The sequence below is a fragment of the Cohnella xylanilytica genome (assembly GCF_014212175.1).
Taxonomy (GTDB): domain Bacteria; phylum Bacillota; class Bacilli; order Paenibacillales; family Paenibacillaceae; genus Cohnella; species Cohnella xylanilytica.
In genome coordinates this window covers 34,838-59,517 of the sequence record NZ_JACJVR010000002.1, presented here as the reverse complement: position 1 = coordinate 59,517, position 24,680 = coordinate 34,838, and the positions used below count along the sequence as shown (strand labels likewise).

Genomic DNA, 24,680 nt, shown 5'->3' with positions numbered 1-24,680 from the left:
ATCGAGGGGTGCGGGGAACGTGTTCCCGTCATGGAATTTTATCTAATGTTATACTCTTACATGAGCCGGAAGTCAATCCGTCTTTATTCGAATCGGCGGAAGGAGGATCTATCCGTGAGAAAATTGTTCATTGCCTTCGTCGTCCTCGTCCTTCTCGTCGCCGGGGCCGCGGTTGGCGCATATTATTACGTCGCTCCGTCCGAACCGCTCGATCTCGCCTACGAGGAGGTTCCGCTCGAGAGCCGGGCGCTGGACATGGTCCGCAACCTGACGCCCGAGCTGACGCTGTCGGAGGTCGATGTCGACAATCTGAGCAAGAAGCAATTGGCCGCTAACCCCGAATACCAGCCTGGCGTGACCGTCACGGGAGCACGGTTCCGCCTCGAAGGCGGGCTGCTCGCGGCGGACGTGAACGTGAAGTGGAAGGAACGGGTGCCGCTCGGCCTGCATATTCTTTACCGCCTGAAGTGGGAGAGCCCGAACCTCGTCGCGGAAGTGCAGGAAGCGAAGCTGAAGGACGTCGCGCTGCCCGAAGGGACCGTCGGCGACGTCACGATCCCGCTGCAGGACGAGCTGCCGAAGCTGCTCAAGATCGAGGACGTACGGACCGAGGACGGGAAGATCGTCGTGCGGTTTCGGAGGCCGACCCTTCAGGAGCTGCGAAGCCTGTTGTCGTGACTTCTCCTTTTTTCCATAAGAATTCTCCCAGTTCGTTGACAAGAGCGAAGGCCCAAGTTCGCGACCTCGGAATCAATTAAGCGGCGACCCGTTGCAATGGCGGGCGTTCTGCCTTAAGCTGAAGAGTGGTTTCCATACCATGGGAGATAGGGAGTAGAGTTTATGAGAAAATTAGCGTTGTTCGGAGCAAGCGCGCTGCTGCTGTTCGGATTGGCCGGAACGGCGTCCGCGGCGGGCCAGGCCAAGCCGATCCAGGTTCTGCTTAATGGGGAGCCGCTTCAGTTCGCGAATCCTCCGGTCAGCCTTAGCGGCAGCACCTACGTGGAATTCCGCTCGTTGTTCACGCAGCTGGGCTACTCGATTCAGTACGAAGCGAAGACCAAGACGATCAAGGCGAAGTCCGCCGAGCACGAGCTCCAGATGTCGGTAGGCGGAGACGTCGCGTTCGTGGACGGGCAGACCGTGCCGGCCAACGGACAGCTGAAGTCGGTGAACGGGCGCACGCTCGTCGGGGTCCGCTTCATCGCCGCGCTGTCGGGCAAGAACGTGAACTGGGACGCGGCGACGAGCACCGTTCAGATCGCGGACAAGGGGCCCAGCGCGGAAGAGGCGGCAGCCGTTCTGAGCCTATTCGACAAGATTCCGGCCCTGGAAGCATCCCCCAAGAAGGCGGATTACTTGACTCTGTTCTCGCCAGATTCCCCGCTGAGGCCGTACTTCGAGGAAGACGTGGCGAAGAGTCCGGACAAAGAGACCCTCACTTCCACGACATTCCTCGGCAAGGAGGTCGTAGAGTACAGCAAGCAAGAGGCGACGGTCGCCACCAAGGAGCATACGGTACGGGTAAGCGGAGACTTCTACTTCGACAACGTCTCCGACATGCTGTATACGTTGCGGCCGAACGCTTCGGGCCAATGGCTGATCTACGACATGGAGCAGCTGGCCATCGAATACGACAAGCCGGAAGCTCTGCTCGACAAGGCGGTCGCCGTTCCGGAGGCCGAGAAGACGGCCATCGAAGCGCTGCTCAAGGCCCAGAACGACGCCTTCAACGCGGAGGATACGGAGGCGTTCCGGAAGACGGTCGTCCCGTTCGACGGCTTGGACGAGACGGTAGAGTCCCTCAAGCAATCGTTCGCGGAAGTCGATATTCAATATTCGATCGAGAAGACGGCGATCGTCAGCTACTCCGAGGATCGCGCGATCGTCGTGCAGGCCAAGCTCGCGGAGGCGAAGAAGGAAGGCGTCAAGCTTCGCTTGATTCAAGGCAACGAGCTCGTCAAGAAGGACGGCAAATGGCTGTTCGACGAGGACGAGTACGTGCTGAAGCAAGAGGAATTATAAATCGATTCATCGATCGGGAACGACCCCCGTCCGAAGCGCCGGACGGGGGTTCGTTTCTTTTTATTTGACCGGCAAGGGAGGCATAGACGGGGAGTGCGGCGGAATAAAGTTGACTAGGAATGAGGAGAGAGAGGGAGAAAGAAGTGAACGTAGATGAAGCCGATCGTCGGAACCGCCCGTGGCTGTCGCGGTATCCGTGGCAGGTCGCCCCATCCTGCGAGTACCCCGCCGGGAACGCCGCCGGGCTGCTGGCGGAGCTGGCCGCGAAGGAGCCCGGGGCGAAGCTGATCTGGGGGAACTCCGCTTGGACATGTTCCCGGCTGTACCGCTCCTGCCGCCAATTCGCGAACGGCCTCCTCGGCCTGGGAATCTCCCGCGGGGAGCGGGTGGCGACGATGCTGCCGGAGGGCCCGCAGGCGTTCGTCGCCTTCTACGGGACGCTGCTCGCCCAGGCCGTCGCCGTGCCGATGGAAGACGATCTTCCGGACGAGGAGGCGCGCCGGCGGCTCGCCGAGACCGGGGCCAAGGTTCTCGTGGCGCCGGATTCCGCCCTGGCGCGGGCGGCGGCGCTCCGGACCGGGACGGAGGTCGGGAAGATCGTCGCGGCGGCCAAGACCGGCGCGCTCTCTTCGCTTCGCGCCAGGCTGCCGGCCTTCCCGCCCTTGCCGCCGCTGTCCCGGGGGGATAAGGCGGCCCTCTATCGTTCGGGCGCGGTCGTGCCATGGGGTTCCCTTCTCGGGCGGCTTCCGAAGGAGGACGGCTTCCCCGTCGATCCGGAAGCGGGAGAGCGGCTCGCGGCGATCCGCTACACGAGAGGGACGACGGGAACGCCCAAGGGCGTCATGCTGACCCACGCCAACCTGATCGCGGGGGCGGTTCAGCATGCGGCCTGGCATTACGGGGACAAGGAGGCTCTCGCGCGGATGCTGGCGGCTCTGCCGAAGGGCGGAGGGGCGCTGCCGCCCGGCCGCTTGAAGGGGAGCTACGTGCTCGCGGAGACGGCGGCTCCCTCTCTCGCCCAACCGGCGAACCGGTTCGGGCGGCCGGGAACGATCGGCATTCCGCTGCCCGATACGGAAGCGCGGATCGTCGGAGGGGACAGCCTGAAGCCGCTCGCTCCCGGAGAGGTCGGCGAGTTGGCGATCCGCGGCCCGCAGGTGATGGCGGGGTATTGGAACCGTCCGGTAGAGACGGACGCCGTTCTGCGGGAAGGGTGGCTGCGGACGGGGGATATGGCGACCGCGGACGAAGACGGCTTCTTCTCCTTCGCCGACCGCAAGCTGGATCTCATCCGGAAGGGAGATACGATCGTCTACCCCGCCAAGGTCGAGCGCGAGCTGATCCGCCATCCGGCGGTCGAGGACGCCGTCGTCTACGGCGTGCCTGCGGGAGGCGGCGAAGAGGAGGTGGCGGCCTGCATAGTCTTGCGGCGGGAGGTCAAAATATCGGAAGCGCAATTGAAGAGATGGGGCGCGGAGCGGCTCTCCGCCGCCGAAGAGCCGGCCTTCTACGAGTTCCGGGACCGCATTCCCTCCCGGCTGCGGCTCCGGGAACGGTCTCGGGCGGACGAGGAAGGCGGCAATCTTAAAATCGACTAAAAATTGGATGGCGATCGTTGAAGGCCGCCGTTAATTTCGGTATACTATCTATACGTCCAGCTCGTGAAGGACACTCTTTTTTAACTGGAATAGTAAGCGTTTACAATATAGATCGAGGTTCGCGTCGATCCGGGGGTGAAGCCGTTGGCCGTTCGTTCCGATATATATGGCAAAGGGGGGATTGAATTGATGTTGACGGTCGTGGACCGGATCGGACGATCCGGCCCGCGGGCGTTGGTGACGAGCGGGCGCGCGTTCGGGCGCGCCCGGGAACATCCGCAGAGAGAGACCGCCCCGGGAACGCGAATCCGTCGGAAGATCGCGCGATTGTCGGCGGCGGGAACCGCATGTTGGTTGGGATTCGGAGCAACGTCCGCGGAAGCGGCGGACCGGGCGGCGATGCCCGCCGCCCAAGGAGTCGGAACGCTGCCGCTGCTGGCGGCGATGGGAATCGGAATCGCGGCGGCGGCAGTGGCCGTCATCGCCTTCCTTCAGATGACGGCGAGGGCCAAGAATATCCCGGAAGACGACGACGACGTCCTCGAGGAGAAGGCGGACGCCGATAACGAGCTAGGGGGCGCCGATACGGCGCTCGGGGCCGCGGATACCGATCGCAGGGAGCCCGCGAGCGTACTCCAGACCGCCGGCGGCGAGCGGGCCGGCGATCCGGGGGACCCGGACGCCGAGTTCGCCGCCGGATTGGGGGCGCAGGCGCCCGATTACACGCGGCCGCTCCCGGCGATGCCGGCCGGGCCGGAGGCCGCGCTCCCGGCCGAAGAAGGAAGTCCGCGCCTCTGGGGCGTCGAAGGGGAGTTCGCCGGGAGCGGCTTCCGGGTGACGGAGCGCTGGCTCACTCTCGGCCGGGATTCTACCCAATGCGGCCTCGCCTTTCCCTATAACGCCGGCGAAGTCAGCCGCAGGCACTGTTCCTTGAAGTTCGAGGCGGAGAGGGGGCTGTTCCTGCTCGAGGACCACGACTCCTCCAACGGAACGTTCCTGTCCGGAGGCGAGCGCCTCGAGCCCGGAATCGTCTACGAGCTGAGGCCCGGCAGCCGGTTCTCCCTGTCCGGAACGAGACACTGGTTTGAAGTCCAAGTCTGACGGTTTCGCTTTCGCCCCCGGCCGATAACTGGTATAATGAGTTCATGCAGGATTAAATTTGTCGACAACAGGGGTGTATGTGAGCGTCAGATCAACTTGCGGGACTCGTTCCGCCGGGAGGGAATCGCAATGGCAAAACGAAGCCACAACGAAGTTCAGGAGAGTCTTAGAGAACTAACCAGAATTTTCCGGCCCAAGGACCCGCGCAAGTTTGTCAAGGATTACATCCGCAAATACCGAATAACAGGCGGTTACGAAGAAGAATTGACTCTCCTCGTGGAGCGAGAGTTGGTTAAATTAAATTCCCCGGCATCCTGACGAAGCGGGGAGGGGATCGGCCAGGCAGCCCTGCGGCATGCGGCCGGTCCCTTTTTGTTTCTTCTCCCGGAAGTCCCGATCGTTCGCCTCGCATAGATGCGCTGCCGGCCCTCGGCTCCTTCAACGCCGCCTTCACGAGCCTCACCCCGGATGGCGGGACGAAGGGGCAATGGAGCGCCGCGGGAGAGCCTGCGGAGAAGGCGCTATAAAATAGAAGAAACGGATGCAAAAGAACCGCCTTGGCCTAAGAGCCAAGGCGGTTCGATCGTTGCTATCGGGTCGCCGGCGGATGCTCGTACAGCGGCAGGGGGATGTCGCCGCCGTTCGCGAACATGTATTGCACGAGCCGGTTGAACGACTGCGTATGGGGGGCCAGCGGCTTGTTGCCCCACGAGAGCTTGGCGAATTCGAGCATCTGGTTGACGAATTCCCGGTTCGCGGAGATGTGGACCTCCTGAACGCGGGGGTGGCCCCGCCGAACCGTATCCCCGATCACCTGCTTCAGCTCCGAGGAGAGATCGGAGACGTCCTTGTGGGTAAAGTAAGAATTGTACGGGGTCGCCAGCCGAGGCCCGACGTTCGTCGTGCCGCCGGTGTCGACGTTGTACACTCCCTCGGTCGTCCCGGTATTGTCCTGCTCCCGGGTGGCCGCGCCGCCGTGGGACTTCGTTCCCGTCGCCGTCCAATCCGTCAGAATGGCGACGTAGGCGTTCTTGTCGGTCAGCATGACGATGGCCGAGTTCACGCCGGGGAGAGCCTTGACGTCGTAGGACAGCTTGGAGCTGTATTCGAAGTAACGGTTCTCGTGCTGCTTCGGATCGCCCGTGGACGCGCCGTAGGAGCGGACGCGCGTCATCTTGGGATCGTTCTTCGCGCGGCTGGAGTAATCGTGGGCGCTCTTCTGATAATAGGAGGTGTAATTGCAGGCGGCGAGACTTCCGACGAGAGCCAAGCCGCATGCGACGGCCAATATCCGATGCCCCAGGGGCGAGTGACGACGGGCAGCCATGGTTCCTTCCTCCTCGGGAGAAGCTTTCTAGGCGTAGGGTTAGCCGGGCGGACGAAAAGTATGCTCCCTTCCCGTACATAAAACCCGGTGACTTTGGCAAAAGATGATGGGGAGAACTTGTGTCGGACGGTTCGGATGTCCGGGACCGGAAAACGCTTGCGACGGTCGGCGGAGGGGGTCCGAAGACGCTTGCAAGCGGTTCGCCGGAAGGCGAAAAACCTTACGGCCCCAACGATTTTGACAGTTTTGAGAACAATTTGTGAACTGTTCTGTGAACATTGACAAAATGACATGCCAATCTTTATATTTATTAGAGTGATTAGGAACGTTTGTTGATTTTGCAGACATCCGTGAACCACACGTAGGCTGTTGCCGCCACGAGTTAGACAGTCTATGAAAACGTCGAGATGGGGATGAAAATGATGAATCGGTGGCGTGTTATGAAGCGGTTGATCCCGCTCTTGGCAGGGATGGCGTTCCTCTTGTCGGCTTGCGGCAGAGATGATCTGTCGACGCTGAAACCGCAAGGCCCTGTTGCCGAAGAGCAATTTAACCTGATGAAGCTGTCGATCAGCATCATGACGCTCGTAGTCGTTGTTGTCTTCGCGATTTGTATCTATGTCCTGATCCGGTTCCGCCGGCGCAAGGGCGACAACACGATTCCGAAGCAAGTGGAAGGCAACCACAAGCTGGAGATTATCTGGACGGTCATCCCGCTGATCCTGCTGCTGATTCTCGGCGTGCCGACGATCAACACGGTGTTCGGGCTCTCCAAGGATTACTCCAAGGATAAGGACGCCCTGCAGGTCAAGGTAACCGCGCATCAATACTGGTGGGAATTCGAATATCCGGAATACGGAATCGTCACCGCCCAGGAACTGGTCGTTCCGACCGGCAAGAAGGTCTCCTTCGAGCTGGCGTCGGCCGACGTCAAGCACTCCTTCTGGATTCCGTCCATCGGAGGCAAGATGGACACGAACACGGGCGTTACGAACCGCATGTACCTCGAGTTTCCGAAGGAAGGCATCTTCCGCGGCAAGTGCGCCGAGTTGTGCGGACCTTCGCACAGCTTGATGGACTTCAAGGCGAAGGCCGTCGACCAAGCGTCGTTCGACCGTTGGGTCGCCGCGATGAAGTCGCCTGCCGTCGTGCCGGAGGACGCCAAGATCAAGGAAGCGTTCGAGAGCAAGTGCTTGTCCTGCCACGCTGTCGGCGAGACCAACAGCGGAGCGAGCGCGCCGAACCTGACGGGCGTCGGCAGCCGCGAGACCATCGGCGGCATTCTCTACAACGACGAGAAGCCGATCGAAGATAACCTGAAGGAATGGATCACCGATCCTCAAAGCGTCAAGCCGGGTGCGACGATGCCTTCTGCCAAGGATGTCGGTCTGACGGACGAAGAACTCGACGGCATCTCCAAATACTTGGCAAATTACAAAATCGACTACTAATTCGGCTGTAACGAAGGGGGTACGCGGCTTTGGCTGCACACGCGCACAAGGTGAAGCGGTATCGCGGCTTGATGGACTGGCTGACGACCGTTGACCACAAAAAGATCGGTATCTTGTACTTAATGGCTGGCGGGTTGTTCTTCCTGGTCGGCGGTCTGGAAGCGGTCATGATCCGGATCCAGTTGATCAAGCCGATGAACGACTTCGTCGGAGCGGACACATTCAACGAATTGATCACAATGCACGGAACGACGATGATCTTCCTCGCGGCGATGCCTCTCCTGTTCGCCTTGATGAACGCCGTCATTCCGCTGCAGATCGGGGCGCGCGACGTCGCGTTCCCGTTCCTGAACTCGCTGGGCTTCTGGACGTTCTTCTTCGGCGGCGTGCTGCTGAACATCAGCTGGTTCGCCGGCAACGTTCCGGACGCGGGCTGGACGTCTTACGTCCCTCTCGCCGGTCCGACCTACAACTCGGGCCACGGCGTCGACTACTACGTGCTCGGCCTGCAGATCGCCGGTATCGGCACGCTGCTCGGCGGCATTAACTTCATGGCCACCATCATCAACATGAGGGCTCCGGGGATGTCCTTCATGAGAATGCCGATGTTCACCTGGACGATCTTCATCACGTCCGCCCTGATCGTCTTCGCCTTCCCGGTGCTGACGGTCGGTCTCGTTGCCTTGATGTTCGACCGCCTGTTCCAGGCGAACTTCTTCGAGACGGCGAACGGAGGAAGCTCGGTTCTGTGGGAACACGTCTTCTGGGTATTCGGTCACCCCGAGGTTTACATTCTGATTCTTCCGGCCTTCGGCATCATCTCCGAAGTCGTGAGCACCTTCGCGCGCAAGCGGCTGTTCGGCTACAGCTCGATGGTATTCGCGACCGTGCTGATCGCGTTCCTCGGCTTCATGGTATGGGCTCACCACATGTTCACGACCGGCCTCGGCCCCGTCGCGAACGGGCTGTTCTCCATCGCCACGATGCTGATCGCGGTACCGACGGGCGTCAAGATCTTCAACTGGCTGTTCACGCTGTGGGGCGGCTCCATCTGCTTCACCGCGGCATCGCTCTTCGCGATCGGCTTCATCCCGACGTTCGTCATGGGCGGCGTCACCGGGGTTATGCTCGCCGTAGCTCCCGCCGATTATCAATACCATGACAGCTACTTCGTCGTCGCTCACTTCCACTACGTTATCGTAGGCGGCTTGGTATTCGGCATCTTCTCCGGTCTTCACTACTGGTGGCCGAAGATGTTCGGCCGCATGCTGAACGAAGGTCTTGGCAAGCTGACGTTCTGGACGTTCTTCATCGGCTTCCATCTTACGTTCTTCGTTCAACACTTCCTGGGCCTCTTGGGCATGCCTCGCCGGGTATGGACCTATCTGCCGAACCAAGACTTCGATACGATGAACTTGGTCTCCACGATCGGTGCGTTCCTGATGGGCGTCGGCACGATCTGCTTCCTGATCAACGTCGTCGTCACTTCCGCGAAGGCTCGCAACGCCAAGGCCGACGCGTGGGAAGATGGCCGCTCGCTCGAGTGGACGATTCCTTCTCCGCCGCCTGAATACAACTTCAAGCAGCTGCCGCTCGTTCGCGGCTACGACGCATGGTGGAAGGAGAAGATGGAAGGCAAGTCCGCGATGACTCCGGCGGAACCGCCGGGACCGATTCATATGCCTTCGCCGTCCATCCTTCCGTTCATCATGAGCGTCGGATTGTTTATCGCAGGCTTCGGATTCATGTACGACAAGCTGTATCTGGCCATCGGCGGCATCGCAGTCACTCTCATCTGCATGTTCTTCCGCTCGGTATTCGACGATCACGGCTTCCATATCGAAGAGGACGAACAAGAGAAGGGGGTTCACGCATGAGTGCTCATGATCACGCAGACGGACATCTGCCTCATGAACCCGAGAAGGCGACGCTGGAAGGCCGCAACAAGGTTCTAGGCTTCTGGCTCTTCCTGGGCGCCGAGACCGTCCTGTTCGGCACCTTGTTCTCGGCATTCCTGGCTCTTCGCCACAATACCGGCGACGGACCGACATCGCAAGAGCTGTTCGAGCTCCCGATGGTATTCGCCGCCACGATGATCCTGCTGTTCTCCAGCTTGATGAGCGTCTTCGCCGTTCAAGCGATGCACAAGAACAAAGTGAAGCCGATGCTCGGCTGGCTTCTGGTCACGATTCTGCTGGGCCTCGGGTTCCTTGGTCTGGAAGTATACGAGTTCCTGAACTACATCGACGAAGGCCACAAGATGCCGACGAGCGCGTTCAGCTCCTCGTTCTACACGCTGGTCGGCTTCCACGGCGCCCACGTCGCGTTCGGGATTCTGTGGATCGGTCTTCTCATCCTTCAGGTTCTGAAGAAGGGGCTGACCGTCGTCACGGCGCCGAAGATCTACGTGTCCGCGATTTACTGGCACTTTATCGACGTCGTATGGGTATTCATCTTCACCGTTGTGTATCTGATGGGAAAGGTGGGCTAACCAGATGTCGAGCAATCATTCGGCTGCCGGCGAAGAGGCTAGACGCCATAAGGTGGAAGGCCCTCGCAAGCACATCGTCGCCTTCGTCCTGTCGCTCGCGCTGACGCTGATCGCGTTCGCGGCCGTGGCTTCGGGCGAGATCAACTCCCAATTCACCTACATCATCCTGATCGGCATGGCTCTCGTTCAAGTCTTCGTACAGCTTGCCTTCTGGATGCACATGAAGGATCGCGGACACCTGTTCCCGATTATGGGAATTATCTTCGGGGTCATCGTCGTGTTCACGATGGTCATTATGGCCAGCTATTGGGTATGGTGGTAATCGTCAAAGGTTAAACTTCAAAGAGGCGGGGGTCGATGTCCCGCCTCTTTTCTTACTGTCTAGGATCGATGGAAAGGAGGGGTTGCGGAAATGTTAGGACTCGAATACTTCTCGTTCGGCGACTTGTGGAGCCCTTATTTCCTCGTCTTCATGCTGGCGGTAGCGACTCTCTATTCGTTCGTCGTCGGGCCGTGGCGCGATCGCTTCGCCGGAAGCGAGCGGGTTCCGTTCGGGCGGCAGGCGGCATTCTACCTCGCGATCGTTCTGCTCTACGCGGTGCACGGCGGTCCGCTGAGCCTGCTCGGCCACTTGATGTTCACGTTCCATATGACCGATATGGCGATCTCGTACGTGATGGTTCCGCCGATGCTGATATACGGCATACCGGCTTGGCTGTGGCGCTCGATCTTCTCGCTTCGCGTCTGGAGGCCGTTCAAGTTCCTCGCGCAGCCGCTGTTCGGCTTGTTCCTGTTCAACCTGATGTTCTCGTTCTACCACATTCCGAGCATCCACGACTGGATCATGGTGCATTACTTCGTGCACGGCGTCTATTATGTCGCGCTGCTGGCGGCGGCTCTGCTGAACTGGTGGCATATCCAGTGTCCGGTGGCGGAATGGGCGAGGCTGACTTCGCTTCGCCGGCTCGGTTACATTTTCCTGAACGGACTGCTGCTCACTCCCGCCTGCGTGCTGATCATCTTCGCCAGCGAACCTGTATTCGCGGTATACAGCGATCCCGAAGTGTGGGCCAAGGCGATGAGGTACTGCGTGTCCGGAAGCGCGGCCGATCTGCTCGCCCAGTTCCAGGGGCCCGCGTTCTTCAACCTGATGGACGCCCGCGAGGATCAGCAGCTCGGAGGCATCATCATGAAGCTGCTGCAGGAGTTCATCAACATCTGGGCGCTGTTCACGGTGTTCATGCAATGGTATCGCAAGGAGCGGGCCCAGGAGGACGATCCTGCGTTCGATCATGCGTCCTCGGGACGTTTGAACAATGTGTGACGTTGCGTCCCGGACGTTTGAACATCTCGCCGGCGCAAGGTACAATGTTATCAGCCGGGAGCCGATCGCGATCGGTTCGGCACATCGTCCATTGGAGCAGGTGACCCGTTCATGTCATGGTACGAGATCTTTCCGACCGTTAGTACGAGCTTCATCGCCCTTAGCGCCATTCTCGTGGCGATCGGTTGGCGCTTGATCATTCTCGGCAAGAGAGAGGCGCATCAGAAGGTCATGCTGGCCGCGGCCATCGCGGCGGTGCTGTTCTTCATTATTTACATGTCGCGGACGATCTTCATCGGGAATACGGAGTGGGGCGGTCCCGACGATCTGAAGACGCTGTATACGATCTTCCTGATCTTCCACATCGTGCTCGCGATGGTGGCGGCCGTCTTCGGCATTACGACCTTGGTGCTGGCCTTCAAGAAGAACTTCGGCAAGCACCGCAGATGGGGACGCGTCACGGCGGTCATCTGGTTCATTACGGCGATCACGGGCATTACGGTGTACGTGCTGCTGTACCTGATGTATCCCGGCGGCCATACGAAGCCGGTGATCAACGCGATTTTCGGAATATGAGCAGAGAGTCAACGGTCGGGCAGGGCGAAGTCGCCTCGTCTCGGCCGTTTTCTTTTTCTCTTCGGATTCGTTGGAACTTGGCGGAAGAATTCAACGTTATATGGATGAAGATCGCCGATGGAGGTGTTAGCGAAGCCCGCGTTAGGGTGGAAAATGACGGAGGAATGGAACTCGAACGACGCGACGGAACCGTCCGATCTGTATGGATTACCCGAATTGGCGGAGCTCTCTGCCTTGTTGCCGGGGGAGGCGCCTTCGCGGTCTCGGCAATTCTCTGAACTAGCACGGCCTCGAACGCCATGCACCGCCAGGGAACCCGCTCTGACGGTGCTTTTGGTTTGCTTCTACGAGCATTGGCGATAGAACCGGTGAAGCTCCGTATCGGGAATCGGCTTGCTGATGAAGTAGCCTTGCAATTCGTCGCAGCCGCAGGAAGCGAGCCAGGCTTGCTGCTCTTCGGTCTCGACTCCTTCGGCCACGACGCGAAGGTTCAGATTGTGGGCGAGGGCGATGATCGTCGAGACGATCGAGCGGTCGTTCGCATCGGTGAGCATCGCGCGGACGAACGATTGATCGATCTTCAGGCAGTCGACGGGAAAATTCTTCAGATAGCTGAGCGAGCTGTATCCGGTGCCGAAGTCGTCGATCGAGATGGTGACGCCGATGTTCTTGAGCTGCCGGAGAGTCGAGATCGACCGGTTCACGTCGAGCGTCATCGACTCCGTGATCTCCAGCTCCAGCTGCTCCGGATTCATCCCCGTCTCGCTCAGCGTCCGCTGGATGGAAGAGACGAAGTCGCGGCTCAGGAACTGCCGGCCGGACAGATTGACGGCGATCCTCAGCGGCGGCAACCCTTCCTCCCGCCACCGCTTCCCTTGGAGACAGGCGGTCCGCAGCACCCATTCCCCGATCTGCACGATAACGCCCGTCTCTTCGGCCAGCGGGATGAAGTCCGAAGGCGGGATAAGCCCCTTCTTGCCGTGGTTCCAACGAAGCAAGGCTTCCACCCCGACCACGCGGCCGGTCGAGATGTCGATCTGGGGCTGGTACAGCAAGTAGAATTCGTTCCGCTCCAGCGCCTTGCGCAGCTCGATCTCGAGCAGCATCGTCTCGCTGAGATGGTCGTTCATGTCTCTCGCGTAGAAGGTGTACATATTCTTGCCGTTCTCCTTGGACGCATAGAGGGCGGTGTCGGCGTTCTTCATCAAGCCGACGAGGCCTTCCCCGTCCTCGGGATAGACGGCGATGCCGATGCTGGCCGTGATGTGAAGGTCGCGATCCCGAAGCGAGAACGGGGCGTCGACGCGGGAGACGATCCGCCCGGCGACGGCTCCCGCCCGCTCGCGCGCGGACGCTCCGGGAACGAGCAGCGCGAATTCGTCTCCTCCGAGACGGGCGACCAGATGATCGTCCTCCACGCATTCGAGAAGACGAGCCGCCACCTCCTTCAGCAGATCGTCGCCGTAATCGTGGCCTAGCGAGTCGTTCACGTTCTTGAAGCGGTCGACGTCGAGGAACAGCACCGCGAGGGACGACCGGTCCTTGGCGGCGGAGAAGAGAGCTTCGGAGACGCGCTGCTCGAACAGACGCCGGTTCGGAAGGCCGGTCAAGTCGTCGTGATGCGCCATATGGTGCATCGTCATCTCGGTGTTTTTCCGCTCGGTGATGTCCCGGACGATCGTATACACCCCGACGACTTGGCCTTCGACGACAACGGGGACGTTCGTGTTGTTCACTTCGATGCGCCTTCCGCTCCGATGCTTCAGCGCGCTGTCGAAGTTGCGGGACGCCCCTTGAACGGTCGCCATGAAGTGAACCCGCGTCGTATCGAAAAATTCGGGGAAGACCAGCGATCGGGGCGACATCGCGATCAGCTCGTGCCGGTCGAAGCCGGTGAGCCGCTCGGCCGCCTTGTTCATGTCGAGGAGCTTGCCGGTCAGGGAGAAGGAGAAGACGGCGTCTTGGCTATGCTGGAACAGCGACTCGATCCGCTTCTCCCTCTCCAGCTGACGCTTCATCTGGGTCGTCCATATTCTCTCGATATAAGCGTAAGACAGCGACAGGCCGATGAGAAAAAGAGTCGCGGTGCCGACGGAGAAGCCGAGCGAGGTGGACTGGGCCTTCAGCATGCCGGCCTGAAGGGCGCCGGGATCCGCATGGAACGAGGAACCGCCCATAGCGGCGAAGTGCAGTCCGAAGACGGCGGTGCCCAGAATCGCGCCCGCGCCGGCTTGAACCCAGGGCGAACGTCTTCCTTCCCGGCGGAAGACGAGCGAGAACGCGAGAGTCGCCGCGGCCGCCACGGCGAGAAGGGTCAAGACGAACGGCAGCGGCTCGAAGACGAGCCGGGCGGGCATGCGGAGGGCCGCCATCCCGGTCGCGTGCATGCCGGCGATGCCGGCTCCCATCGCGGCGCCGGCGGCGGCGATCCGCAGCCGGGAAGGCGCTGGCCGGCCGACGATGGCGAGAGCGGCGGCGGATGCGCCGGTCGAGACGAGCGAGGACAGGAAGACCCGAAGCGGGTCGTAATCGACGATAACGGGAAGCCGCAAGGCCAGCATGGCGACGAAGTGCATCGACCAGATGCCGATTCCCATCGCGAGGACTGCCCCCGTGCCCCAAGCCAAGCGGCTTCGGCCGCGCGAACGAACGAATCGCTGTCCCTGATTCAAGCCCGAGCAGGCGGAGATAACGGCCACCAAGTAGGATAGAACGACGAGAACCGGATGGTAGGATGTAGCCAGATGAGTCATGAATTCACCTTTGCATTGACATAAATCGACAGATTATGCAGTACTCTTATTGTAACTTCTCCTCGCTGGAAATCCTAGCGAAAAGATAAAAGACCGAATCCGCCCGGGGATTGGCCTCGGGCGGATTCGGTCTTCGGGTTCGCCTCACGCGTCCTACGGAGCGAAGCCGTTGCGGAAGGGGTTGAGGAATGCCTTCGGAATCGGGCTCTCGAACCGGAGCCGCTCCCCCGTCCCCGGGTGCTCGAACTCCAGCACGCAGGCATGCAAGCCGAGCCGTCCGATCGCCTTCGAGCGGGAGCCGTACTTCTTGTCTCCGACGATCGGGTGGCCGATGTCCTGCATATGAACGCGGATCTGGTTCTTGCGCCCCGTCTCCAGCCGAACCTCCAGCAGGCTGAAGCTGCCGTTCGACTGGAGCCTCTTGTAATGCGTGACGGCATGCTGGCCGTCGCCCGGATACGGGCTGGAATACATCTTGAGCGTCTTGCTCTCCTTGAGCCAGGAGGAGATCGTGCCTTCCGGCTTCTTGACCGAGCCCTCCACGAGAGCGATATACGCGCGCTCCTTGACCGCTTCCTGCCAATTCGTCTGAAGCGCCTGCTGGATTCGCTCGCTCTTGGCGAACATCATGACGCCGGAGGTGTCCCTGTCCAGCCGATGGACGACGAAGATCCGGTTCTTCGGATTCTCCCTGCGGACATGCTCCGTCAATTGGCGGTAAGCGGTCAATTCGCCGGCCTCGCGCGGAGACGAGATCGACAGAAGGCCGGCTTCCTTCTCGACGACGATCAGGTCGTCGTCCTCGTGAAGGATCGAGAGGCCGACCAGGGCGGGCTTCTCGTCGATCCGCTCCTTGCTGACGGAGACGAGATCGCCCGGCTTAAGCGGATGGTTATAGGCGGTGACGGTTTGTCCGTTGACCGACACCTGGCCGCGGGCCAGCATCGACTTCACGCTGTTGCGGCCTCTGCCCGCCAGTTTATCGAGCAGGTAAGGGAGAAGCTCGCCGGCTTCCGTAACGGAGAACGGCCTCGCGGCTTCCGGCTTGCGGCGAGGACCGGGCGGTTTGCGAATCATCGTGAATGCCTCCTAAGGATGAAGCCTCTTCTTCGATTATAAGGTCAGGCGGAGGCAAAGGGAAATCCTTACTCGTTCGCCGGCCGCGGAGAACCGGAGGAGCGCCCGCGAATCGCATGGAGCAACAGAAGAAGAACGGGAACCGCGGCGGTGAGGAGGAGATCCCAGAAGGGAAAGTATTTGAACAGGACGTCGTTGTAAAAAGGAACGTTGGGCGCCACGAGGTAAGCGAAGCCGAACAATATGAAGCCCGTCGGAAGAGCGAGGAACCGATAGTCCCGCAGCCGGAGCAGTTGGGCCGTTCCCACGACGAAGCCATAGTTGAATAGAGCCGCTTTGTAAAAAGTGGACAGAACCCAGTCGATGGCTTGAATCGCTTCGACGCGCTGCAGGAAGCTGCCGATGTTGATTTTCTTGGCCAGGGCATATGTCGGGTAGACGCTCGTCGCCGTCAGGTATGGGCCCAATACGAGGATGGCCAACAGAATGACGAGGAAGATCGCGAATCCCCCCAAGGCGGTCGCGAGCAAGAAGTCCCTCGTCAGGCGCCCGGAGGTTCTGACGCTAGGAAGAATCATCGCCAGCATGATGGCGTCCGAATACGGATAGATGATCATATACAAGGAGCCGTGCACGATATGGGACCATCCGCTGGCGAACATCGGCTGCAGCCTGGCCGCGTCGATCTTGGGCAGCAGGAACAAGATCAGGGACGCGAACAGCAGCATGAAGGAGGGGAAGAACAGCTCGGCCGAACGGACGAGCGATTCCAATCCGCTCCAGAGCGCGAACAGAAGAACGAGAATGAGAAGGAAGTGGACGGCTCGAAGCGGCGTCTCGGGCATGATCTGGATAGTCATGAAATCTCCGATCTCCCGAATGAGGCTCCCGGCTCCGAGCAGGAAGTAATACAAGTAGAGAAGCGACACCGCCGCTCCCGCCCAAGGCCCGCACAAGCGAAGGACGATCTCGAACAGATTGCATCCCGGATACCGGTTGTACAGGGCGAGCGTCAGGCCCAGCATCGGAATGCCCAAGGCCGCCCCCAACAAGCCCGAGATCCAGGCGTCCTGATCGGCCGCGTAGGCGCACAGGGACGGAACGATAAGGATCGAATCGCCGACGACGATCAGGAAGGCCAGCACCGCCATCTGCCTCGCGTTGATGACGCCGGGCTCCAACCGGGCACTCATCCTTTCCACCCCATGAACGAGAAGACGCGGTCGGCCACCGGCTTGAACAGAGAGACGATAACGTTGACGGAGCTCGGCGCCCGCGCGACATTGGCGGCCGCGACGCTCATCGCCGCTCCGGCCGCGAGCATGGCCGCGTAGACCGTTCCTTCCCGGGTCCATCCCTTGCGGAACAGTCGGGGCAAATCGATGGCCGCGGCCCCCGCGGCGGCGGCCAGAACCAGTATCGTTGCGAGCATAGGCATCACTCCTTGATCTCTTTGAGGAAGGTGTTGAGCGTCGTGCCGACTCTGCGTACTATTACTTCGATCTTGTAATTCACGGGCAGGCGTCCGAATTCTTCGGCCCAGGATTCCGAGATCGACTTCCAATACTTCGGGTGGGACCGATTGATCGCTTGCCCGAAGCCGAAGCTGTCCGTCTTGTTCGCCTTGGCTTGCTCGACCGCCGCCTGCATCGTCTCGATCCGTCTCTGCTTCAGCTTGTTCTCGATCCAGCGAATATTCTTCGGGACCGTGATGGAGAGATCGCACTCGACTTCCCCGATGTTCACTTCCGTCTTGAGCTTGACGTCGATGGCCGGACGCCCGTTCGATACCCGTCCCTTGACGTCCGTCTTGGAGCGGATCGTCTCCAGAACGATGTATCCGCCGTTCGGACAAGAGATGCGGCTGACCGTGCTCTTGACCTTGTCCTTGAGCAGGTTGTAGCCGATGCTCTCCTTCTCGTCGAACCAGCCGATAAGCTTATCCTTCCTGAAGACGGCGAGACCGGCCGTGCGAAGGTCCGCCCTGGCTTCGATTCGGGATACGTTGCGCATGGACTCTCCCTCTTCCTGAGCGCCCGCTACCTGAATGCCGGTCAACACCGGGTTCAACCCTTCGGAGACCAGTTGGTTGACGAATTCGTCCAAGGTGAAGGTCGTGGTCGGCGCCCACGCTTTGGCGGAGGCTTCCAGCATGTCGAACATTTTATATGACGGAATTTTATCGAGGGGGGTCAGAATTTGAAGAACCTTCTCCGCCGTCGTGTCTTTGGCGACCAGCATATAGAAGTCGGATCGAACCCCGGGATCCCTGAGGAGCAGATCGAGCACCTTCCCGACCCCTTCCCTGGCCAGCGCTTCTCCAATGATCAAGACCCGAATATGCGCAAGGCTTCGAATACCGTCGGCGCTTCCGCCTTGTACAGGACGACCGGCGATCGGCCCGGAGTCGTCGGCCGGGAAGAGGCGACTTCTCCCGGATCGACGACCTGGGCGCTGATCCGGTACCGGTCGCCGAACTTGTCGATGCCGAAGCCGAGCGCGATGCCGAGCGAATTGAGCTCGCGCCGGTTCCAGCATCCCGCGAGCAGCGCGGCCATCAGGAGAAGCGCCGCGACGGTCGCCCCCGTCCGTCCGAATCTGGTCATCGTCCCGCCCCCTTCCTCGAGCGATTGCCGTCGAATATTGTTCTGGCTGATCAGACGGGGTCTTGTGGTCATCTTCCGAATCGGGAGCCGGAACAAGGTGTCCTTGAGATCTTCCGGAATGATCGGCGCCCACGGAGCCATGTACGGAATCCCGAAGGAGCGCAGGCCGCTCACGTGCAGCGCGAGCGTGATCAATCCGATCAGAATGCCGTACAGGCCGAAGGACGCCGCCAGCCCCATGAACAGGAAGCGCAGCATGCGGACCGTGATGGACATGCTTCCGGAAGGGATGACGTAGCTCGCGATCGCGGTGATGGAGACGATGATGACCATGACCGCGGAGACGATCCCGGCCTGAACGGCGGCTTGGCCGATGACCAGGGTGCCGACGATCGACACCGCTTGTCCGACCGTCCTCGGCATTCGCACTCCCGCTTCGCGCAGAATCTCGTACGTGATCTCCATTAACAATGCTTCGATGAACGCGGGAAAAGGCACTCCTTCCCGTTGGGCCGCCAGGTTGATGAGCAGGTTGGTCGGCAGCATCTCCTGGTGGAACGTCGTCACGGCGATGTAGAGCGCGGGGGCGAGCAACGTAATCACCAGCGACAAGTACCGGATGGTACGGATCAGAGAGCTGATGTCGAAGCGCTGGGTATAGTCCTCCGCCGCCTGGAAGAAGTGGACGAACAACGCGGGCACGAGCAGGACGAACGGCGTTCCGTCCACCAGAATCGCCACGCGTCCTTCCAGCACTCCCGCCGCGATCGTGTCCGGGCGCTCGCTGTTGTAGACGGTCGGGAACGGCGTGTACGTCCTGTCCTCGATCCATTCCTCGATGTTCCCGCTCTCCAGAATGCCGTCGATATCGATCCGGTTCAGCCGAATGCGGACTTCCTCCACGATCTTGTCGTTCGCGATTCCGCTAAGGTAGACGAGGGCGACGTTCGTCTTGGTCACCCTGCCGATGTGCAGCGATTCCACCCGCAGGCGAGTATCCTTGATTCGCTTGCGGATAAGGGCGGAATTGGTCCGCAGGTTCTCGTTGAAGGCTTCCATCGGGCCGCGCGTCACCGATTGGGAGACCGGCTCGGTCACGTTCCGGTCCTCCGCTCCGGATACGCCGATCCGGACGGCTTCCTCGCAGCCGTCGAGCAGCAGAACGGCGTCTCCCGACAGGAGATTGTCGTAGAGGACGCTCAGCTCGGACGTGCGCCCGATGTCGCCCGCCACGAGAATCTCCTTGACGACCGAGTCCAGGAGGGAGGGGCCGGCCCCGCTCGCGCCGCCGTTCAACAAGGATTCCAGGATCGAATCGTGCAGCAGCTGCGAGTTGATCAGCCCGTCTATGTACACGAGAGCGGCTTCCGTGCCGCCCTGCAAGGCGAATTCGCGGAAGATGACGTCCTGGCTGCCGCCCATCGCGGAGCGGATCGCTTCGAGATTGCGCCGAAGCGAAGGGCCGATTCGGCCGTCTCCGTCGGCGGCGGTCGTACCGGAATTCATGGCAGCATCCCCTCCGAATAAGTTGGATCGGCTTCCTTATTATGGTCCCCGACGGCTCCGATTATGTTCCCTCGAAATGTTCCCTCGACGTGTTGACAGAGGTTGCCAAGTGTGTTTATACTGTGTATAAAGATATACACACTATAAACACTATAAACACTGCGAGTACGGCTAACACCATCGCGCACGATTACCTGGAAGCTCTAGAGAGGAGAAGAACACCATGAGAGGATGGCGGGCGGTAAGAACGATTATCGCGTTCGAGATGAGAAGAGAATGGACGGGGGTTCTCGTCACCTTCCTGTTCGCGTGCTACTTCGGCATCATCTTCTCCGGCTCGGCGATCGACCCGGCGGATCGATCGGCGGCGGCCCGGTTCTATGAAGGGGTGAGGGATTGGGTCTATCTCTTCGGGTTCCCTCTCTTCGGCTGCATGATGAACCGGACGATCTTCGCTTATTGGCGGGACGATCCCTTCACGAGAAGAATCGCCCACTGGCGGACGATGCCCATTCCGCTGTCGGCGATCGTCGGAGCGAGATACGCTCAGGCCGTTCTGATGACGGCGATCGTCGGGAGCGGGTTCATCGCCCTGCAGTATGCGATCCACGGGGGATTCCGGGAGCGGGTCGAATTATCGGATTGGATCGCGGCCGGACTCGTCTGGATCGCTTACGGGTTCGTCATTCAATCGGCCTATATTCTTCTGGAGCTCGGGTTCGCGGGCAAGACGTTCGTCAAGTGGTATCTGGGCTACTCGGCCATTCTGGCGCTGCTCTGCGCCTTGCTCGCCTGGCAGGACGTCAACGTCTTCGACGAAGTTCTGGCGGCGTCGACCGCAAGGCCGCTCCTCTGGTCCGCCGTCGCGCTAGCCGCCTTCGCCGCCGCCCTGTGGACCGGAAGCCGCCTTACGCTTCGGCGGATGCAGCGCCGGAGATATACCTTCTGAGCCGGATGGAAATGGGGTGGGCTTGTGTGGATACCGATACAGATTGACGAGAACCGTCCGGAGCCTCTATACCACCAGATCGAGTCCCAGCTCAGGGGGCTGATTCTGGGCGGACAGCTCACGGAAGGGACGCTGCTGCCCTCCATCCGCGAATTCGCGGCTTCGCTCAAGTGCAGCGTCATTACGGTGCGCCGGGTCTACCAGGACCTCGAGAGCGAGGGGCTGCTCCGCACCCGGCAGGGAACGGGCACCTTCGTCGCCGGAGTCGACGCGGCGGCCCGGGAGGGGCATCGTCTCGACCGGGTCGTCGAGGCGTTCGAGAAGGCGGTCGAGACGGGCCTGCAGCTAGGGTGTACGAGGGAAGAGATGGAGAAGATTCTGCGGGACGTCGTCGCCAGACAGACGGAAGGCAGAGAGGGGGAGACGAGATGATCGCGGATGGGAACCCGGAAGCGGCCGTATCGCTGCGGCAAGTCGCCGTCCGAAGGGAGCGGTTCACGCTCGGTCCGCTGAATATCGAAGTGCCGCGGGGGCTGGTCACCGCCGTCGTCGGGCCTAACGGCTCCGGGAAGAGCACGCTGTTCCGGCTCCTGCTGAAGATGGAGCCCTACGACGACGGCGGCGAGGTCGAGGTGCTCGGCCATCCGGTGAAGCCGGGGGCGGACGAGAGCTTCAAGACGGGAATCGGCTACCTGGCCGAGCTGCCGCACGCCTACGAGGATTCGCTGACCGCCGAGGAGAAGGCGCGCTTCGCGTCCATGTGGTACCCCGGCTGGGATTGGGACCGGTACCGCAAGCTGATCCGCAGCTTCGACGCGGAGAGCCCCGACAAGCTGAAGAAGATGTCCAAGGGAATGCGGCGGAAGGTGGAGCTCGCTTGCGCGCTGGCCCACAATCCGGAGCTGCTCCTCCTCGACGAGCCTTCGTCCGGGCTGGACCCGTTCGCCTGGAAGACGATGCTGGGAGAGCTGCAGCGATACATGGAGCAGGGAGACCGCACGATGATTATCGCCTCCCACATCACCGAGGAGGTTCGGCGCCTCGCCGACTGCATCCTGTTCGTTCATCGGGGCAAGGCGCTCGGCTTCTACGAGAAGGACCAGCTGTTCGACAGCTGGCGGGCGCTCGCGGTCGCGTCCCCGGAGCCGGGGCGGATCGCCGAGCTTGCCAAGTCCCCCGGCCTGCAGGGAGTGGCCGAGTCGGCGCCCGGCATCTATCAGCTGGAGACGGATCTCGCGGAGGAGGCCGAAGCTTACTGCCGCGAGAGAGGCTTCCAGGTCATGGGGAGCCGGCGAATGGAGCTCGAAGATATTCTAAGCTGTTTGATTCGGAAGGAGGACGCAAGACGATGAGACCGCTTGTATTGGAACGAGTCGTGAAGCATTACGGCGACAAGACCGCGGTTAGCGGCATCGGCCTGGAAGTGGCCGAGGGAGAGATCTACGGCCTGCTGGGAGCGAACGGGGCCGGCAAGACGACGACGATGAGAATGGTTTTGGGCCTTATTTTCCCCGATGAGGGCGACATTCGTTATTTCGGCAAGCCGTACGGGCCGGAGCAGCTCCGAATGCTCGGCTATCTGCCCGAAGAGAGAGGCATGTATCCGAAGGTGAAGGTGAGCGACCAGATCGTCTATCTGGGGCAGCTGAGAGGCTTGAGCCGCAAGGACGCCGACGCGAACCTGAAGAGGTGGCTGGAGCGGTTCGAGATCCCGGAGCATTACGACAAGAAGGTCGAGGAACTGTCGAAGGGCAACCAGCAGAAAATCCAATTTATCGCCTCCGTCATCCATCGTCCGAAGATCGTCATTCTCGACGAGGCGTTCAGCGGCCTGGACCCGGTCAACGTGGAGCTGCTGAAGGCGACGGTCAAGGAGCTGCGGGACTCCGGCACGAGCATTCTGTTCTCCACGCACCGGATGGAGCACGTCGAGGAGCTGTGCCGCAACATCACGATCATGCACCGCTCTAGACCGGTGCTGCAAGGCTCGATCAAGGAGATCAAGAGCCGCTTCCCGATGGAGCGGGTCGTGCTGGCGGCCGACAAGCCGATCTCGGGGCTGGACTCGATTCCGGGGGTCGTCAAGCTCGCCGTCCACGAGAACGACGGCTACGAGCTGAAGGTGAAGTCGCCGGACGTCGCCCAGCGCATCCTGCGGCACGCTCTCGAGCAAGGCCCGGTTCGCCGGTTCGAGCTGATGGAACCGACATTAAACGAAATTTTTATCCGAACGGTGGGTGAGAGCCATGAATAGCATGTGGACCGTCATGTCGTTCACGATGCGGAACAAGTTGAGAAGCAAGTCGTTCATCGTTACGACGATCATTCTCGGGGTTCTTCTATGCGTAGGCGCCAACGTTCCGTATCTGCTCGACAAGTTCGCCTCCGGCGGCGGCCCGACGAAGGTCGGCTACGCGGTAAGCGCTCAAGGGGAAGTCCAAGGCGAGGTCGGCGACATCATCAAGGGGCTGGAGATGGAGTTCGGCAAGGCGGAGGAGCAGGCCGTGCAGCTGGTGCCGGTCGAGGCTTCCGGGTCGCCGGACGAACAGGCGGCCGCTCTGAAGCAGGCGATCTCGGACAAGAAGATCCGCGGCTACCTGGTCTTTAACCCGAACGAAGCGGCCGGCTTCCCGGACGTCACCTATTATTCGAAGAAGATGCTGGACATGGACACGGCGCAGGCGCTGCAGAACGGCCTTCGGACGGTCAAGACCGAGCAGGCGGTGAAGGAAGCGAATCTGTCCCAGGAGCAGCTCTCGAAGCTGTTCGATCCGGTGAAGCTGGAATCGGTCCAGATCAATGAATCGGCGAACGGCAAGACCGAAGAGGAGCAAGGCACGGCGATCGGCTTGACGTACGCCATTCTCATCCTGCTGTTCATGTCGGTCATGATCACGGGGCAGCTGATCGCGACCGAGATCACGGCGGAGAAGAGCTCGCGGGTGATGGAGATCATCGTCACCAGCGTCTCCCCGCTCAAGCAGCTGTTCGGCAAGGTGATCGGCACGTTCCTCGTCGGGCTTCTCCAGCTCGTCGTGCTCGTCGGGGCCGCGCTCGCGAACCTGCTGCAGCCGCATAACCGCGACTCGCTGGAGTCGATGGGCATCCGGCTCGATTCGATCGAGCCGCAGATGGTTATTTTCGCGGTGCTGTTCTACCTGATCGGCTTCTTCCTGTACGCGATGCTGTTCGCGGCGGTCGGCTCCATCGTCAGCCGGACCGAGGACCTCGGGCAGGCGGTCATGCCGATCACGATTCTGACGCTGGCCGGCTTCTACATCGCGATCTTCGGCCTCACGCAGCCGGATAGCGCTCTGATCAAGGTCTGCTCGTTCATCCCGTTTTTCTCGCCGTTCATCATGTTCCTGCGCATCGGCCTCGCGAACCCCGCTTGGTGGGAGATCGCGCTGTCGGTCGCCATCCTGGCCGCAAGCGTGCTGCTCATCGGCTGGCTCTCGGCCAAGATCTACCGCGCCGGCGTGCTCATGTACGGCAAGCGTCCTTCCGTGAAGGACCTGATCAAAGCGATGAAGGCGTTCAACGTTTAAGACTCCAAACCGTTAGGAGAGTTTAAGATGAACCACAACAATCGTACGGCTCTGCTAAGCTTGTCGGTCGTCTGCATCACGGGCTCGACCGTGCTCGCGAGGGCGAACGTCGCCTCCGTCGGATTCCTGAGCGGCCTGCTCGTGGGAGTCGGAATCGTCGGCTGCGCGCTAGGGATCGCGCTGGTCGCCAAGAACCGGGGCAAGAGCAAGGCTTGATTGAGCCGGCTGTCTTTGCCTTTCAATAGGCCCGCAGGTCCGCTCGTTCCATTCGAGAACGCGGATCGGCGGGTCTTTCATTTTCGCGTCCGGATGCTCCGCTATAACTATAGGCTATAACCAGCTATAGAAAAT

At 60.8% G+C, this 24,680-nt stretch carries 22 protein-coding genes, 2 pseudogenes and 1 other annotated feature (1 of these 25 cut by a window edge); of the genes and pseudogenes, 17 read left to right on the top strand and 7 right to left on the bottom strand.

Going from position 1 to position 24,680, the window contains the following annotated elements; genetic code table 11:
* Positions 1-41, bottom strand: a binding site (T-box leader) (it extends 223 nt beyond the left edge of the window).
* Between the two features lie 73 nt (positions 42-114).
* The 5 genes from H7B90_RS00355 (at position 115) to H7B90_RS32655 (ending at position 5,039) form a co-directional block, all read left to right on the top strand.
* Positions 115-678, top strand: a complete 564-nt coding sequence (locus tag H7B90_RS00355; protein ID WP_185133876.1) for a hypothetical protein — start codon at positions 115-117, stop codon at positions 676-678.
* 162 nt (positions 679-840) lie between these two features.
* Entirely contained in the window at positions 841-2,022 is a 1,182-nt protein-coding gene (locus tag H7B90_RS00350; protein ID WP_185133875.1) for a copper amine oxidase N-terminal domain-containing protein, read from the top strand.
* A gap of 143 nt (positions 2,023-2,165) precedes the next feature.
* Positions 2,166-3,620: an AMP-binding protein gene (locus tag H7B90_RS00345; RefSeq protein WP_185133874.1), complete on the top strand. Its 1,455-nt coding sequence runs from the start codon at positions 2,166-2,168 to the stop codon at positions 3,618-3,620.
* Between the two features lie 189 nt (positions 3,621-3,809).
* Positions 3,810-4,721, top strand: coding sequence for an FHA domain-containing protein (locus H7B90_RS00340; RefSeq protein WP_185133873.1), 912 nt, complete (start codon positions 3,810-3,812; stop codon positions 4,719-4,721).
* 129 nt (positions 4,722-4,850) lie between these two features.
* Positions 4,851-5,039, top strand: a complete 189-nt coding sequence (locus tag H7B90_RS32655) for a hypothetical protein (protein WP_260410621.1) — start codon at positions 4,851-4,853, stop codon at positions 5,037-5,039.
* A 271-nt stretch (positions 5,040-5,310) separates the two neighbouring features.
* On the opposite strand, the gene H7B90_RS00335 is transcribed toward H7B90_RS32655, so the two are convergent.
* Positions 5,311-6,048, bottom strand: a complete 738-nt coding sequence (locus H7B90_RS00335; RefSeq protein WP_185133872.1) for a hypothetical protein — start codon at positions 6,046-6,048, stop codon at positions 5,311-5,313.
* A 419-nt stretch (positions 6,049-6,467) separates the two neighbouring features.
* On the opposite strand from H7B90_RS00335, the gene coxB reads away from it, so the two are divergent.
* The 6 genes from coxB (at position 6,468) to H7B90_RS00305 (ending at position 11,890) form a co-directional block, all read left to right on the top strand.
* Positions 6,468-7,499 (top strand): cytochrome c oxidase subunit II, encoded by a 1,032-nt coding sequence (gene coxB, locus H7B90_RS00330; RefSeq protein ID WP_185133871.1) that lies wholly within the window; start codon positions 6,468-6,470, stop codon positions 7,497-7,499.
* A 71-nt stretch (positions 7,500-7,570) separates the two neighbouring features.
* Positions 7,571-9,376 (top strand): cytochrome c oxidase subunit I, encoded by a 1,806-nt coding sequence (gene ctaD, locus H7B90_RS00325; RefSeq protein WP_185133993.1) that lies wholly within the window; start codon positions 7,571-7,573, stop codon positions 9,374-9,376.
* The gene (locus tag H7B90_RS00320; RefSeq protein WP_185133870.1) at positions 9,373-9,990 is read left to right on the top strand and encodes a cytochrome c oxidase subunit 3; all 618 of its coding nucleotides are present in this window, start codon (positions 9,373-9,375) and stop codon (positions 9,988-9,990) included. The genes ctaD and H7B90_RS00320 overlap by 4 nt, the downstream gene beginning before the upstream one ends.
* Before the next feature lie 4 nt (positions 9,991-9,994).
* Positions 9,995-10,312 carry a cytochrome C oxidase subunit IV family protein gene (locus H7B90_RS00315; RefSeq protein ID WP_185133869.1) on the top strand — a complete coding sequence of 106 codons (318 nt, stop codon included), beginning with the start codon at positions 9,995-9,997 and terminating at the stop codon, positions 10,310-10,312.
* A 90-nt stretch (positions 10,313-10,402) separates the two neighbouring features.
* A complete protein-coding gene (gene ctaG / locus H7B90_RS00310; RefSeq protein ID WP_185133868.1) occupies positions 10,403-11,314 on the top strand; it encodes a cytochrome c oxidase assembly factor CtaG in 912 nt (303 codons plus the stop codon).
* A gap of 111 nt (positions 11,315-11,425) precedes the next feature.
* Positions 11,426-11,890: a DUF420 domain-containing protein gene (locus H7B90_RS00305; protein ID WP_185133867.1), complete on the top strand. Its 465-nt coding sequence runs from the start codon at positions 11,426-11,428 to the stop codon at positions 11,888-11,890.
* 344 nt (positions 11,891-12,234) lie between these two features.
* Here H7B90_RS00305 and H7B90_RS00300 read toward each other — a convergent pair whose 3' ends face one another.
* The 6 genes and pseudogenes from H7B90_RS00300 to H7B90_RS00275 all read right to left on the bottom strand — a co-directional run.
* The gene (locus tag H7B90_RS00300) at positions 12,235-14,643 is read right to left on the bottom strand and encodes an EAL domain-containing protein (protein WP_185133866.1); all 2,409 of its coding nucleotides are present in this window, start codon (positions 14,641-14,643) and stop codon (positions 12,235-12,237) included.
* A 153-nt stretch (positions 14,644-14,796) separates the two neighbouring features.
* Positions 14,797-15,720: an RluA family pseudouridine synthase gene (locus H7B90_RS00295; RefSeq protein ID WP_185133865.1), complete on the bottom strand. Its 924-nt coding sequence runs from the start codon at positions 15,718-15,720 to the stop codon at positions 14,797-14,799.
* A 68-nt stretch (positions 15,721-15,788) separates the two neighbouring features.
* Positions 15,789-16,913 (bottom strand): GerAB/ArcD/ProY family transporter, encoded by a 1,125-nt coding sequence (locus H7B90_RS00290; RefSeq protein ID WP_185133864.1) that lies wholly within the window; start codon positions 16,911-16,913, stop codon positions 15,789-15,791.
* Entirely contained in the window at positions 16,910-17,152 is a 243-nt protein-coding gene (locus H7B90_RS00285) for a hypothetical protein (protein ID WP_185133863.1), read from the bottom strand. Before H7B90_RS00285 ends, H7B90_RS00290 begins: the two co-directional genes overlap by 4 nt.
* A gap of 5 nt (positions 17,153-17,157) precedes the next feature.
* Positions 17,158-18,278, bottom strand: a pseudogene (locus H7B90_RS00280) (Ger(x)C family spore germination protein).
* A gap of 30 nt (positions 18,279-18,308) precedes the next feature.
* Positions 18,309-19,832, bottom strand: a pseudogene (locus tag H7B90_RS00275) (spore germination protein); the annotation flags it as partial.
* Between the two features lie 223 nt (positions 19,833-20,055).
* Between H7B90_RS00275 and H7B90_RS00270 the strand changes: the two are divergent.
* Genes H7B90_RS00270 through H7B90_RS00245 form a run of 6 tightly spaced genes read left to right on the top strand, consistent with a single transcriptional unit; the run spans position 20,056 to position 24,545 of the window.
* Positions 20,056-20,781 (top strand): hypothetical protein, encoded by a 726-nt coding sequence (locus H7B90_RS00270; protein WP_185133861.1) that lies wholly within the window; start codon positions 20,056-20,058, stop codon positions 20,779-20,781.
* Between the two features lie 24 nt (positions 20,782-20,805).
* Positions 20,806-21,213 (top strand): GntR family transcriptional regulator, encoded by a 408-nt coding sequence (locus tag H7B90_RS00265; protein WP_185133860.1) that lies wholly within the window; start codon positions 20,806-20,808, stop codon positions 21,211-21,213.
* Complete coding sequence (locus H7B90_RS00260; protein ID WP_185133859.1) at positions 21,210-22,133, top strand: ATP-binding cassette domain-containing protein; 924 nt, start codon at positions 21,210-21,212, stop codon at positions 22,131-22,133. Before H7B90_RS00265 ends, H7B90_RS00260 begins: the two co-directional genes overlap by 4 nt.
* A complete protein-coding gene (locus H7B90_RS00255) occupies positions 22,130-23,035 on the top strand; it encodes an ABC transporter ATP-binding protein (RefSeq protein WP_185133858.1) in 906 nt (301 codons plus the stop codon). Before H7B90_RS00260 ends, H7B90_RS00255 begins: the two co-directional genes overlap by 4 nt.
* Positions 23,028-24,329 carry an ABC transporter permease gene (locus H7B90_RS00250; RefSeq protein ID WP_185133857.1) on the top strand — a complete coding sequence of 434 codons (1,302 nt, stop codon included), beginning with the start codon at positions 23,028-23,030 and terminating at the stop codon, positions 24,327-24,329. The genes H7B90_RS00255 and H7B90_RS00250 overlap by 8 nt, the downstream gene beginning before the upstream one ends.
* A 27-nt stretch (positions 24,330-24,356) precedes the next feature.
* Positions 24,357-24,545 carry a hypothetical protein gene (locus tag H7B90_RS00245; RefSeq protein WP_185133856.1) on the top strand — a complete coding sequence of 63 codons (189 nt, stop codon included), beginning with the start codon at positions 24,357-24,359 and terminating at the stop codon, positions 24,543-24,545.
* Positions 24,546-24,680: the final 135 nt, after the last annotated feature.

What these genes read in the sequence shown, in the direction of transcription:
- H7B90_RS00350 (WP_185133875.1), top strand. Translation starts at nt 841, where the DNA reads ATGAGAAAATTAGCGTTGTTCGGAGCAAGCGCGCTGCTGCTGTTCGGA.
- H7B90_RS00340 (WP_185133873.1), top strand. Translation starts at nt 3,810, where the DNA reads ATGTTGACGGTCGTGGACCGGATCGGACGATCCGGCCCGCGGGCGTTG.
- H7B90_RS32655 (WP_260410621.1), top strand. Translation starts at nt 4,851, where the DNA reads ATGGCAAAACGAAGCCACAACGAAGTTCAGGAGAGTCTTAGAGAACTA.
- H7B90_RS00335 (WP_185133872.1), bottom strand. Translation starts at nt 6,048, where the DNA reads ATGGCTGCCCGTCGTCACTCGCCCCTGGGGCATCGGATATTGGCCGTC.
- coxB (WP_185133871.1), top strand. Translation starts at nt 6,468, where the DNA reads ATGATGAATCGGTGGCGTGTTATGAAGCGGTTGATCCCGCTCTTGGCA.
- ctaD (WP_185133993.1), top strand. Translation starts at nt 7,571, where the DNA reads ATGGACTGGCTGACGACCGTTGACCACAAAAAGATCGGTATCTTGTAC.
- H7B90_RS00320 (WP_185133870.1), top strand. Translation starts at nt 9,373, where the DNA reads ATGAGTGCTCATGATCACGCAGACGGACATCTGCCTCATGAACCCGAG.
- H7B90_RS00315 (WP_185133869.1), top strand. Translation starts at nt 9,995, where the DNA reads ATGTCGAGCAATCATTCGGCTGCCGGCGAAGAGGCTAGACGCCATAAG.
- ctaG (WP_185133868.1), top strand. Translation starts at nt 10,403, where the DNA reads ATGTTAGGACTCGAATACTTCTCGTTCGGCGACTTGTGGAGCCCTTAT.
- H7B90_RS00305 (WP_185133867.1), top strand. Translation starts at nt 11,426, where the DNA reads ATGTCATGGTACGAGATCTTTCCGACCGTTAGTACGAGCTTCATCGCC.
- H7B90_RS00300 (WP_185133866.1), bottom strand. Translation starts at nt 14,643, where the DNA reads ATGACTCATCTGGCTACATCCTACCATCCGGTTCTCGTCGTTCTATCC.
- H7B90_RS00295 (WP_185133865.1), bottom strand. Translation starts at nt 15,720, where the DNA reads ATGATTCGCAAACCGCCCGGTCCTCGCCGCAAGCCGGAAGCCGCGAGG.
- H7B90_RS00290 (WP_185133864.1), bottom strand. Translation starts at nt 16,913, where the DNA reads ATGAGTGCCCGGTTGGAGCCCGGCGTCATCAACGCGAGGCAGATGGCG.
- H7B90_RS00285 (WP_185133863.1), bottom strand. Translation starts at nt 17,152, where the DNA reads ATGCTCGCAACGATACTGGTTCTGGCCGCCGCCGCGGGGGCCGCGGCC.
- H7B90_RS00270 (WP_185133861.1), top strand. Translation starts at nt 20,056, where the DNA reads ATGAGAGGATGGCGGGCGGTAAGAACGATTATCGCGTTCGAGATGAGA.
- H7B90_RS00260 (WP_185133859.1), top strand. Translation starts at nt 21,210, where the DNA reads ATGATCGCGGATGGGAACCCGGAAGCGGCCGTATCGCTGCGGCAAGTC.
- H7B90_RS00255 (WP_185133858.1), top strand. Translation starts at nt 22,130, where the DNA reads ATGAGACCGCTTGTATTGGAACGAGTCGTGAAGCATTACGGCGACAAG.
- H7B90_RS00250 (WP_185133857.1), top strand. Translation starts at nt 23,028, where the DNA reads ATGAATAGCATGTGGACCGTCATGTCGTTCACGATGCGGAACAAGTTG.
- H7B90_RS00245 (WP_185133856.1), top strand. Translation starts at nt 24,357, where the DNA reads ATGAACCACAACAATCGTACGGCTCTGCTAAGCTTGTCGGTCGTCTGC.